We start from the raw sequence: 11,865 nt of genomic DNA, 5'->3' as shown, positions 1-11,865 counted from the left end.
GGCAGGGGCACCTCGTGCAACTCGGGGGCAATGTCCATCTGCACCTGAAGCCGACGCCCCATGCGCACCTGCATCAAGGCCAGATAGTCCTGGGCGTGTGTCATCTCCTCGCGCAGTGTGACCGAGCCAGCACGGCTCGCGCTCAGTGTGGCACGCAGGTAATCGATCAGGTGCGCCAGCATGTCTTGCGCGGCGGCGGGTTGGGTGTCGATCAAGGCGTGCAGGTTGGCCAGGGTGTTGAACAGCATGTGCGGCTCCAGTTGAGCCTGCAAACGTTGCAACTGGGCCTGGGCGTGTAGACGCTGGCTCTGTTCGGCGCGCTGCCGCAGCATCTGGGCCCGCACCCGAAACAGGTCCACCACGAAGATCACCAGCATCGAAAAGCCATGAAAGATCATCGCGATGAGCAGTGTGGCCGGTGCGGTCGGGTCTGCCGGCATGCCGGGTGTGCCCCGCATGTAGAGCGTCCACAGCCCATGGGACAAGGGGGCGCTGATCAGGAACACGACCAGGGCCAGGGTCAGCATGAGCGGGCGCGGGAGCAGGGCGTACATGCCCTCTTGCGCATGGCGCTGCCGTGCCGCGTCACTCTGACGCCAGCAACGGCTGGCCAGTCCGTACCACAGCGGGGCGGCCACCGCCAGGGTCGTCAACGCGCCAATCACGTTGGCAACCAGGTAATGCACGAACGACAGCGGCGGCGCGCTGTGCGCCGGGTTGGCCATCTCCAGCGCCTTGAAAAAGGTGGCGAAGGCCAGGGCCCAGAAGGGCTGCAGGCTCAACAAACGGCGCACATGCGGCCACAGCAGCACCTGCGGTGGCGTCACCAATCGATCTCCGCACGCGTGGCGCACTCGGGGGCCTGCGCATGCACGCTGCAGCGCACGCGCTTCATGAAGCGCAACCCTTGTTTGTCATAAAAGCCCCGTTTCCCCAGTTCCACGCGCAGATTGTGCTGCGCGGTCACGAAGGCCACCGCCTCCTCCGGCTTCAAATCCACCCATATCTGGGGTGGGATGTCGGCTTCGGCCTTGCGCACTGCGGTCAGCACGGCATCGTGCTGGCTCAGCCAGTAAGTGCGCGACGCTGCCCCGAACCCTTCAGGAAAATGCGATCGCTGAATGACCAGTTGCAAGGTGGTGAAGCCCAGGGGCAGCCGCGAGATGCCGCCCTGGGTGCCCACACCCTTGTTGATCTCCATGGGCAGATAGGCCATGGCGGGCGAGAAGATCACGTCCAGCCCGCCGTTGTTGAACTTGGTGACGAAGTTGCGCAGGTCGGCTGACACGGGCTGGGCGCCGATCATGTTGATCAGGTGGGCCTGCACCTTGTCATGGTCAAAGGCCGGCATGCGGGCGCCCGCAAAGCCACGTGCAAACAGGGTCCGGTCGCGCACCATGGTGTAAAGCGCGCCAGTGCTGATGACGCCGGCGATCTCGAAACCGTCCTGCACATTGAGCTTCGCTGCCCCGGGCGATGCCAGCACCTGCACCGCCTTGTGGACCACGGCATAACTGGCGTTCAGGTCCACTCGCCCATCCTTGATGATCGTGGCGGCTCCCCCATGGTCCATGGCCGCGGTGACCGCGTTGTAAGGCTTCGTCCGCAAGGACGTGGCCAGCAAGCCCTGGCATTGCCCGACGCGGAAATCGTCGGCCGCGATGCGCTCGTCAGAATAGGCCCGGACGGCGATGTCGGCCCCATGCTTTTGCATCGCCAGGGCATACGTCTTGGCACCATCGAACACCTGGCCCGCAGCGCCCAGAGGGTCCCAGACGCAAATGGTGGGCGCAGCCTGCGCACCCACGCTCCACATCGCCACCAGCGGGGCGAGCCATCCGGCTCCGGTCAAGCGGCGCAGCAAAGACAAAGGCATGGGGTATCTCGGTGAGAGGTGAGGGAAAGGAGGCAATCTAGCGAACTTCCCATCCGCTTCACAGAGGGTTGCGACCAAGTGTCGTGAGCCGTCGTGAACCGTCTGGGGCCTGGCGTGGGCGAAAAAAAAGAGAACCCGAATGGGTTCTCTTTCTGGAGGCGCTGCAGGGGGGCGATCAGGCCAGCTTGCCGTGGCAGTTCTTGTACTTTTGGCCACTGCCGCACGGGCAGGGGTCGTTGCGGCCCACGCGGGGCACTTCACCTGCGACGGTGGCAAGATCGGTTTCAGTGGCCACGCTGCCATCCTCATTCGGGTGGGTGTATGTCACGTTGCTCAGCTGCTCGCCCTGCTGCTCAATGGCCTGGGCGGCCAGCGCAGCTTCTTCCTGGGTCTGGATGCGCACCGTCAGCAGCGTGCGGGTCACGTCCATCTTGACCACGGCCAGCAGCTGACCAAACAGCTCGAAGGCCTCGCGCTTGTACTCCTGCTTCGGGTTCTTCTGGGCGTAGCCGCGCAGGTGGATGCCCTGGCGCAGGTAGTCCAGCGCCGACAGGTGTTCACGCCAGTGGCTGTCAATGGATTGCAGCAGCACCATGCGCTCGTAGCCGGCAAACTGCTCCTTGCCCACGATGGCCACCTTGGCCTCGTAAGCCTGGTTGCCCGCTTCCAGCACGCGGTTCAGCACATCCTCGTCTTCCACCGAGGTGGCGCCTTCCACCCACTTCACCAGGTCCACATTGACCTGCCACTCTTCGGCCAGCACCTTTTCCAGCGAGACCAGGTCCCACTGCTCTTCCAGGCTGTTGGCCGGCACGAAAGTGCGCACCACGTCGCTGAGGGCACCCTTGCGCAGGTTGGCAATGGATTCGGCCACGTCCACCGTTTCCAGAATCTCGTTGCGCTGCTGGTAGATGACCTTGCGCTGGTCGTTCGACACGTCGTCGTACTCCAGCAGCTGCTTGCGCATGTCGAAGTTGTGGCCTTCGACCTTGCGCTGCGCGCTCTCGATGCTGCGGCTCACGATGCCGGCTTCGATGGCCTCACCCTCGGGCATCTTCAGGCGATCCATGATGGCGCGCACACGGTCGCCCGCGAAGATGCGCATCAGCGGGTCGTCCAGCGACAGGTAGAAGCGCGAGGAACCGGGGTCGCCCTGGCGACCGGCACGGCCACGCAGCTGGTTGTCGATGCGGCGCGATTCATGGCGCTCGGTGGCGATGATGCGCAGGCCGCCCAGCTCCTTGACCTTGGCGTTCAGCTCAGCCTGTTCTTTCTTCAGGGCTTCGATCTTGGCGGCCTTGGCGGCTTCGTCCAGCGAGGCATCAGCCTCGATGTTCTGAATGTCTTTTTCAACGTTGCCACCCAGCACGATGTCGGTGCCGCGACCGGCCATGTTGGTGGCGATCGTGATCATGCCGGGGCGACCGGCCTGGGCCACGATGTCGGCTTCACGGGCGTGCTGCTTGGCGTTCAGCACCTGGTGCGGCAGGCCTTCGCGGGTCAGCAACTGGGCGATCAGCTCGGAGTTCTCGATCGAGGTGGTGCCCACCAGCACGGGCTGGCCGCGCTCGTGACATTCCTTGATGTCGGCAGCGATCGCGTTGTACTTTTCTTTGGCGGTCTTGTAGACCAGGTCCAGTTGGTCCTTGCGGGCCAGCACGCGGTTGGGCGGGATCACCACGGTTTCCAGGCCGTAGATGGACTGGAACTCGAACGCTTCCGTGTCGGCCGTGCCGGTCATGCCGGCCAGCTTCTTGTACATGCGGAAGTAGTTCTGGAAGGTGATCGAGGCCAGGGTCTGGTTCTCGGCCTGGATGTGCACGCCTTCCTTGGCTTCCACAGCTTGGTGCAGGCCATCCGACCAGCGACGGCCCGACATCAGGCGGCCGGTGAACTCGTCCACGATGATGACTTCACCGTTCTGCACCACGTAATGCTGGTCTTTGTTGAACAGGTGGTGGGCACGCAGCGCGGCGTACAGGTGGTGCATCAGGGTGATGTTGGCCGCGTCGTACAGGCTGGCGCCTTCCACCAGCAGGCCCGCTTCGGCCAGCAGGCGCTCGGCGTTTTCGTGGCCGGCTTCGGTCAGGAAGACCTGACGCGACTTTTCGTCGGCGGTGAAGTCTCCGGGTTCGATCACGCCCTCGCCGGTGCGCGGGTCGGCTTCGCCAATCTGCTTCTTGAGGTGCGGCACCACGCTGTTGATGCGCACATACATCTCGGTGTGGTCTTCGGCTTGGCCGGAGATGATCAGCGGGGTGCGGGCCTCGTCGATCAGGATCGAGTCCACTTCGTCAACGATGGCGTAGTTCAGCGGACGCTGCACGCGGTCAGCCACCTCGTACACCATGTTGTCACGCAGGTAGTCGAAGCCGTACTCGTTGTTGGTGCCGTAGGTGATGTCGGCGTTGTAGGCGGCCTGCTTGTCTTCACGGGGCATCTGGGGCAGGTTGATGCCCACGCTCAGGCCCAGGAAGTTGTAGAGCTTGCCCATCCACTCCGCGTCGCGGCGTGCCAGGTAGTCGTTGACGGTGACCAAGTGCACGCCCTGGCCGGTCAGGGCATTGAGGTAGACGGGCAGGGTGGCGGTCAGGGTCTTGCCTTCGCCGGTGCGCATTTCGGCGATCTTGCCGTTGTGCAGGGCCATGCCGCCCAGCAGCTGCACATCGAAGTGGCGCATCTTGAAGACACGCTTGGAGCCTTCGCGCACCACGGCAAAGGCTTCGGGCAGCAGGGCATCGAGCGATTCGCCTTTGGCCACACGTTGCTTGAATTCTTCGGTCTTGGCGCGCAGCTGGTCGTCGCTCAAGGCTTCGAAGGTGGGCTCCAGCGCGTTGATCTTGGTCACCGTGCGCCGGTATTCCTTCAGCAGGCGTTCGTTACGGCTACCAAAAATCGAGGTAAGAAGCTTGGGCAACATGGAGCAATCAATCCAATCGGTCGGTGTGTCAGCCACGTGGCTGACGCTTGGTTTCTGGAGATACTTTCCCCAGTCCACCAAAGCGAAAAAGTGTAGCACCCAGGGCTGGTGCTTTCTCCGCCGGGGCAGAGTGCTTGCCCGGGGGCTCGGCCCGCCTCATTCGGGGGTGCCTTCCGGGAGATTGGGCAGGCGCACGCGTGGCGCCACGCACGCGGTCAAGGCACACAGCAGCGCCATCGCCACCACCACCACGGCCCCCGAAGGCCAGTCGAGCATCGCCGACACGCACAACCCCAAGGTGTAGGCCAGGGCGCCCGCGCCCCAGGCCAGGGGCAACTGCCAGCGCCGCGGGGCTTGTCGCACGGCCAGGGCGGGCATGATCAGGCTGCTGAACACCAGGTACACCCCCACCAGTTGCACCGACGCCGTCACGGCCACGGCAAACAAGAGATAGAAGCCCGCCTGGCCCAACCAACGCTGGGCCCCGAACCACACGGCCAGCACGCTCGCCGACAAGGCGGCCACGCCCCACAACTGGTCAGGCGTCACCCACAGAATCTGCCCCACCAGCAGATCTTTCAGGTGCTCGCCGCCGTGCGGGTTGCCCGCCAGCAGCAAGATGCCCACCGACGAGGCCAGCACAAACAGGGCGCCAATCAAGGCCTCCTGAATGTCTGGCCAGCGCCGCTCCATCCAGGTCAGCAAAACGGCGCCCAGCAAGGCGGTGCCCACGGCCGCCCCTTGCACGGCCCAGGCGTTGTCGGACCAGCCCAGGGTGCCGGCCGCGATCACGCCCAGTCCGGCAATCTGAGCAATGGCCAGGTCGATGAAGACAATACCCTTGCGCAGCACACGTTGGCCCAGGGGCACATGCGTGCTCAGCACGAGCAAACCGGCCACCAGGGCCGGGCCGACGATGGACCAGTCCACCGGATGCCAGTGCGAAGGCGAGATCGCGTCCAGACTCATGGGTTTGCTTTCGTCATGGACCGGTTCAGCGGGTGGCCGCCATCAGGCGGGCCACGGTGTCATCGAACAGGCCGAACAGGTCTTTGGCGCGTTCGCTGCCGCCCACGGTGAAGGGCAGCACCACCACGGGCAGCTTGGTGCGCTCTGCCAACCACTGGGTACTTCGCCCGTCGTTGTACGCCGCACGGATCACCATCTTGGCTGGCTGCTGCTGCAGCTGCTTGACCACCCCTGACAGGTGTGAGCTGGACGGCTCGATGCCAGGCTTGGGCTCCAGCGCCGCCACCTGCTTGAGCCCCAGCCAGTTTTCCAGATACGGGAAGCCCTGGTGTTGCACCACGATGGGCGTGCCCTTCAGGGGCGCGGCCTCCTGGCTCCATCGCTGCAACGCCATGCCCCAGCGCCGGTTGAAGTCCGCCAGCCGCGCCTCGTAGGTGCGTGCTTGCGCAGGGTCGACCTGGCTCAACCGGTGCGCCAGTGTCACCGCCACCAGGCCGATGTTGCGTGGGTCGGTCTGGATGTGGGGGTTGCCCTCGGCGTGCACATCGCCCTCGGCACGGTCCAGTCGCGTCGGTACGTCCAGCATCCGCACCGAGGCCGCAGCTTCAAAGTAGCCGGGCCGTCCGGGCTGCACCTTGGGGTTGCCAGCCTGGCGCAAGAGCATGGGCAGCCAGGCCACTTCCAGTTCGGCCCCGGTGCACACCACCAAGTCGGCATTGCGCACGGCAGCGATCAGGCTGGGCTTGGCCTGCACCAGGTGGGGGTCTTGCAAGGCGTGGGTGGCGGTGTACACGCTGGCCTGGTCGCCGGCCAGTTCACGCGTCAACGCGGCCCACTCTGGCTCGCAGGCAAACACGTTCAGGGCATGGGCGGGCGTGGCGCAGGCGAGCAAGGCGGGCAGCACCGCCCACCCTGCCTGCTTCCATTGGGGGAAATTCATACGCATGGTGGGCTCCGGTCAGAAGGCGTGCGCGCCGTGGGCGCCCAGGCTCATCTGGTACTGCAGATAAATCTGCGTGTCCTTCACGCCTTGGCGGGCCTGGTCGTTGTTGAGCTGGATGCGCCAGCGCTGGAACTCGCTGGGTGACCAGTCCAGCATCAGGCTGGTGCGCTTGGGGTTGTAGCCCGGTTCGGCCATTTCATGCCCGGCGTAGTGCGTGGCAATGCCGTCCCCCAGGCGCAGCGAGCCGCTGTCCAGGCGGTCGTGCCGCAGGCCCACGCGCCACTGTGGCATGAACTGGTACACGCCCTGCACATACCAGCCCGATTGGCGGCTGCGGTAGGTGTCCTCATGTGCATGATCGTCGTGCGGCACGCTGGCCGAGCCCGCATCCTGGCGCCAGAAGTACTCACCCTGCAAGGTGAGGTTGGTGCGCTTGGCATTGCCGTTGGGCGCCCACTTCCACACGCCATCGAGCACCCACAGGCGGCTGGTGCCGCTGAAGCTGGCTTCGGCGTGGTCTGCATCGGCTTCATGGCCGTGGTCGTGCGCCAGTCCCCACGCGCGGTCTTGTGCCTTGGTGCGCAGCCACGAAGCACCCAGGCGCCAGCTGTGACTGTTGCCCACATCGCCGCCGGTGCGGGCTGACAGCAAGGCCGCGCCCAAGCCGTTGCCTTCCCGATCTGAGCCGGGGTATGCGCTGCCATTGCCAAACTCGGCTCCCAGCTCGATGTACTGCGTGGTCGGCAGCACCCACTTCAGCTGAGCCCCCTCTTGCTTGTACTGGCCGCCCAGGAAGGCCTGGTGCGCCAAGGGCAGGTCCACAAAGCTCCAGGTGTGGGAGTGTTGCTCGTTCTGGTAACCCAGGGCGCCATAGAAGCGCCCGCCCTTGAGCGTCAGCCCATAGGGCAGAGCGGTCGATTGCACAAAGGCCTCTTCCACCTCGACCTCGTTGTCACCGTCCAGGCCCAGAGTCAGCGCGCCATAGGCCAGGTTGTCCACATTGGCGCTGAAGGTGATCTCCGATTCACCGAGGCTGAAGCCCCGCTTGCCGGGGCCCATGCCGTGGCCGTCGCCACCCAGGTTGAAGCCACTCAGCTCCCAGCTTTCCGGGTCTTTCGACAGGTTGGCATAGGTGCCGGTCAGGATCATGCCGATGGCGGGGTTGAAGGCGCTGTTGCCCTTGCGGGAGGCGCTAGGCGCTGCGGCTTGCGTTGCGATGGGGGCGGCGGGCATTGCCGTCGCGGTTGGTGTGGTGGCTGCCGAGGCAGCGGGCACTGTGCCTGGTGCGCCTGTGGCCTGCTGCGCTTGGTTCAAGCGGGTTTCCAGTGCTTGCAAACGCTGTTCGTATTGCTGACGCAGGTCTTGCAACTGGTTGCGCAATTGCTGCAACTCGGCCTCGCTGGTGTTGGCGTGAGCGGGCAGGGCGGAAAACAGGGCGGCGGCAATCGCGCCCATCACGGGGGTGTACTTCAACATGGTGAGTCTGTCTGACAAATCAAAATGCGGCGCAACGACCAGGCCGGCGTACCGTGTTCACACGGGCTGCGGCATGGCGAAGGCCAAACAGCCCCAGCAAGGCGTGGGGCCGGCGAAACATCTCAAACAGACAGATCAGGTGGGGCGCGTGACCAATAGCCCCGCTCCATGGGCACACTGCGCACAGTTGGCGCGGCGACGCTGACCAGCGCATGGCGCGCTGGGTTCAGAAGCAGGGCTGGGGGCGTGGAAGCCAGGGCGGCCTGCGCACCGTGGTGGCTCAGGCATTCCTGGCACAGCACGTGGGCGGCCTGGTTGGCATCTTCCAGCGCGTGTTCCAGGTCGTGACGCAGGCCGGCCTGCTGCATCCACAGCATCGCCATGGCCAGCAGCACGCGCCAGCCCCACCTTGTCATCATCTGACCTCGCATAGGCGATACTGTACCAATGGTTTCCCCGATGGTTCCCGAACGAGCTCACCCGTGAACAACAAGCGCTGGACGCCCACCGCCACCTTCAAGCCCATGGTGCCCGACGTGCCCCAGGTCAAGTCGGCCCTGGAGCGCTCCGACACCCTGGCCAGCCTCATGCAGCGCTTGCGCGCCTCGCAAGAGTGCCTGGCTGCGGTCAAAAGCTGCCTGCCCCCGGCCATGGCCGCGCACGTGAAAGCCGGCCCCATTGATGAAGAGGGCTGGACGCTGCTGGCCGCCAATGCGGCCGTGTCTGCCAAATTGCGGCAACTTCAGCCACGCATCGCAGCAGCCTTGGCGGCCAAAGGCATCAAGGTCAACGCCATCCGGGTGCGGGTGGCGTCGCAGTGAGTCAGGTACTCAGGTAGCTGGCACGGGCATCGGAGCAGGCAGTTGTGCGGTCAGTGCCTGACGCTGGCTGACGGCCTTGCCTTGCAGCACAAAGCCGCGCAACTGTCCGGCGGTGTCAGCCTCGTCGGAGACAAAGCGACCTTCCAGGGCATCTTCCGTGACGTGGAACTGCCATTGACCGTTGGTACCAACCGGTGGCGAGCACACCACCGTGGGCCAGGCCGGGGTCTTCACCACGACGGGCATGGCTGGGTAAGTCACGGGCGTGTGCATGCCTGCCAGTGTTGCGGCCAACGCGCGGGCCTGCTGCATCAAAGGCATCACATATGGCAGCCATTGCCCCTCGACCTCTGCGCAGTCGCCCAGTGCATGCACATGTGGCACGTTCGTGGCCAGCAAGCGGTTGACCTGTACCCCAAGTGTCACCGTCGCGCCCGCCTGGGCTGCCAAATCCGTGCGCGGCTTCAACCCCACGGCTGACACCACCAGGTCAGCTTGCAGGCTGCTGCCATCGTTCAACACCACGATCAAGCCGTCGGCGCCACGGTTCACTGCCGCCACGCTCACGCCAAGCTTGAACTGAGCGCCCGCCGCTTCCAGTCGGGCTTGCAGCTGGGCACTGGCCTCGGCTGGCAGCAGGCGTGCCACAACCCGGTCGGCCACGTCCACCACGGTGGGAGCTACACCCCGCGCCAGCAGGTCATTGGCAAACTCGCAGCCAATCAGGCCCGCACCCAAGATCACCACGCGCTGCGCAGGCTGACCCGCGGCGGCGGTGTCCAGCGTTTGGGCAAAACGGGCAAAGTCATCCAGGTCGTTCACTGACAGCACAGCGTCTGCGCTGTCGCCCTGCAGGGGCAGGCGCACCGGGTCTGCACCCACAGCCAGCACCAGGTCGCGGTAGCGCAGCACTTCGTCCGAATCCAGCGTCAGTATTTGCGCGTCGGCATCCACCTGTGTCACGCGGGTGCGTGGCAGCACGGGTGCGCGCAACTCTTCGGCCATTTTCTCGGCCGACTTCATCACCAGCGTGGCAGCCGTCTTGCCGCTGGCCAGGGCATTAGACAGCATCGGCTTGGAATAGAACTCCGCCCCGTCCTGGCTCACCACCACGATGGGCAGTTCGGCACTGGCCTTGCGCAGCTCACGCGCCAGGTTGTAGCCGGCCAGCCCGGCGCCCACGATCACCACGGGATCAGACATGCAGCGCTCCGGGGATCAGATTTCAACCATTTCGAAGTCGGCCTTGCCCACGCCGCAGTCGGGGCACACCCAGGTGTCGGGCACGTCTTCCCACTTGGTGCCGGCTGGGATGCCGTCTTGGGGCCAGCCCTGCGCTTCGTCATAGATGTAGCCGCACACGATGCACTGGTAGGTTTTCATGAGGGAAAGCAAAAAGGAAAGGATTTTGCGTCAGCGCGGGGAGCGTCATGGGGCGTGGATACGCCAAGGAGTGGCGGACACGATGCCCACAACGATGCAGGTCTGTGTTGAGGCAGGTGTTCACACAGACTGCTTTGCAGTGCAGCCGCACTCAATCAGGCAGGTCTTCTGAACTGGGCTTCGCTTCAACCCGATAGGCTTCGCTGGCCCAGGCCCCCAGGTCAATGGCTTTGCAGCCTTTGCTGCAAAAGGGGCGGTAGGGGTTGTCGGTGCGGTAGGCGTGCATGACGCCACAAGACGGGCAGCGCACCATCAGGGGCTTGGCGTCCACTGCATCGGCGGTCGGGGATGGGGAGGCTGGTGACTGGACCATGGGAATCAGGCGCACAAGGTGAGTTCAAAGCCTGCGTCAGTATCTGCGGCGATCTTCAGCTTGCTGTCGGCATCGGGTCGCATCAGGCGAATGGACACCAGCAAGCGGTTGGCGCTGATCTCAGGAATCAGGCCCAGCCCTGGGTCAATGCGCAGGCGCAGCAACTGGTAGCTGCGGTTTTCTTTGAGGCTTTGCTGGTACTGCCCGCAGGGCGCAGCCACCATGTGAGGATGGCCCGCATCGCGCAACAGGCCCAGCATCACCTTGAGGGCGTCTGCAAGCGGCGTGAGGGTGCTGACCCAGCGCTGGATGTCGGCCTGTCGCTTGGCCGCAGGCGCGTGTTGCCAAGCGTAGTAGGCGGGCAGGTCGAACTCGCAGGTGCCACCGGGAATGCTGACCCGGCTGCGGATGCTCATGAGCCAGTCGTTGGCAGCGAGCGATTGGCCTGCCTTCCCCTGCATTTGGCTGAGTCCGCTGTGGGCGCGCTCGATGCGGGCCAGCACTTCGTCCAGGATCGATTCTTCGATGGCAGGGTTGCCCCGGTAGCCCATGAACTGGGTTTTGTAGCGGTCCAGGTCGCGCAGCAGGTCTGTTTTGAGGTCGGCGCGGGAGGCGACGTCCATCACTTCGAACATCGTGGCCAAGGCGTAGTGGTGATCCACCGGGTCTTCACGCTGCATCAGCAAGCCCAGGCGGTCGAAGAGGTGTTCCAGCCGCAGCATCGTGCGGATGCTTTCACCGAACGGATATTCGTAGAGGATCAACGCGTCACCTGATGCTGTTCTGTCACGATGGGGTCTGATTGTTCCACATGCCCCAGAGTTTCCTGACCTCGGCCTGGAGTTCTTCGAGGCTGAGCCCCTCATTCAGGATGATGTGGTCGGCCAGAGCGCGGCGGGTTTCGCGCTGCGCTTGTTTGGCCAGCACTGCTTCAACCGCCTCGCGTGGCCAGCCCGAGCGCACCATGACACGGGCGAGTTGGGTTTCTGGGGCACAGTCGACGACGAGGATGCGGTCGACCTTGTCTTTCCACTTGCTGCCCGACTCGGCCAGCAGGGGGACGTCGTAGATGATGTGCTGGTCGGGTAAGGCCAAGCCAGCTTG

General features: G+C 64.6%; 13 protein-coding genes. 1 reads left to right on the top strand and 12 read right to left on the bottom strand.

The window, feature by feature from the left end:
- The 7 genes from RBT42_RS16220 to RBT42_RS16190 all read right to left on the bottom strand — a co-directional run.
- On the bottom strand, window positions 1-827 hold an 827-nt coding region (locus RBT42_RS16220), incomplete at its 3' end, for a histidine kinase (RefSeq protein ID WP_320367022.1).
- Window positions 824-1,876 (bottom strand): putative solute-binding protein, encoded by a 1,053-nt coding sequence (locus tag RBT42_RS16215; protein ID WP_320367021.1) that lies wholly within the window; start codon window positions 1,874-1,876, stop codon window positions 824-826. The genes RBT42_RS16215 and RBT42_RS16220, both read right to left, overlap by 4 nt.
- A gap of 175 nt (window positions 1,877-2,051) precedes the next feature.
- Window positions 2,052-4,796 (bottom strand): preprotein translocase subunit SecA, encoded by a 2,745-nt coding sequence (gene secA / locus RBT42_RS16210; RefSeq protein WP_320367018.1) that lies wholly within the window; start codon window positions 4,794-4,796, stop codon window positions 2,052-2,054.
- Window positions 4,797-4,952: 156 nt separating this feature from the next.
- Entirely contained in the window at window positions 4,953-5,765 is an 813-nt protein-coding gene (locus RBT42_RS16205) for a metal ABC transporter permease (RefSeq protein WP_320367016.1), read from the bottom strand.
- 25 nt (window positions 5,766-5,790) lie between these two features.
- On the bottom strand, window positions 5,791-6,711 hold the full coding sequence (locus RBT42_RS16200) for a metal ABC transporter substrate-binding protein (RefSeq protein ID WP_320367014.1): 921 nt from the start codon (window positions 6,709-6,711) through the stop codon (window positions 5,791-5,793).
- Between the two features lie 12 nt (window positions 6,712-6,723).
- The gene (locus RBT42_RS16195; RefSeq protein WP_320367011.1) at window positions 6,724-8,184 is read right to left on the bottom strand and encodes a porin; all 1,461 of its coding nucleotides are present in this window, start codon (window positions 8,182-8,184) and stop codon (window positions 6,724-6,726) included.
- A 122-nt stretch (window positions 8,185-8,306) separates the two neighbouring features.
- Window positions 8,307-8,603, bottom strand: coding sequence for a hypothetical protein (locus tag RBT42_RS16190; protein ID WP_320367009.1), 297 nt, complete (start codon window positions 8,601-8,603; stop codon window positions 8,307-8,309).
- A 63-nt stretch (window positions 8,604-8,666) separates the two neighbouring features.
- Here RBT42_RS16190 and RBT42_RS16185 point away from each other — a divergent pair, with 63 nt between their 5' ends.
- Entirely contained in the window at window positions 8,667-9,005 is a 339-nt protein-coding gene (locus RBT42_RS16185) for a DciA family protein (RefSeq protein ID WP_320367007.1), read from the top strand.
- A gap of 9 nt (window positions 9,006-9,014) precedes the next feature.
- Here the strand turns inward: RBT42_RS16185 and RBT42_RS16180 are convergent, their stop codons facing one another.
- The 5 genes from RBT42_RS16180 to RBT42_RS16160 form a co-directional block, all read right to left on the bottom strand.
- A complete protein-coding gene (locus RBT42_RS16180; protein ID WP_320367005.1) occupies window positions 9,015-10,208 on the bottom strand; it encodes an NAD(P)/FAD-dependent oxidoreductase in 1,194 nt (397 codons plus the stop codon).
- 15 nt (window positions 10,209-10,223) lie between these two features.
- On the bottom strand, window positions 10,224-10,388 hold the full coding sequence (locus RBT42_RS16175; protein ID WP_320367002.1) for a rubredoxin: 165 nt from the start codon (window positions 10,386-10,388) through the stop codon (window positions 10,224-10,226).
- 151 nt (window positions 10,389-10,539) lie between these two features.
- Entirely contained in the window at window positions 10,540-10,761 is a 222-nt protein-coding gene (locus tag RBT42_RS16170) for a DNA gyrase inhibitor YacG (protein WP_413785912.1), read from the bottom strand.
- Window positions 10,762-10,766: 5 nt separating this feature from the next.
- Window positions 10,767-11,525 (bottom strand): cell division protein ZapD, encoded by a 759-nt coding sequence (gene zapD, locus RBT42_RS16165; protein WP_320367000.1) that lies wholly within the window; start codon window positions 11,523-11,525, stop codon window positions 10,767-10,769.
- A gap of 22 nt (window positions 11,526-11,547) precedes the next feature.
- A partial coding sequence (locus RBT42_RS16160) for a dephospho-CoA kinase (RefSeq protein WP_320366999.1) occupies window positions 11,548-11,865 on the bottom strand: 318 nt, incomplete at its 5' end.

The sequence above is a fragment of the Aquabacterium sp. genome (assembly GCF_034003525.1).
Classification (GTDB): Bacteria; Pseudomonadota; Gammaproteobacteria; order Burkholderiales; family Burkholderiaceae_C; genus Aquabacterium.
The sequence above is the reverse complement of the archived record's forward strand: the minus strand, read 5'-3'. Positions and strand labels throughout refer to the sequence as shown.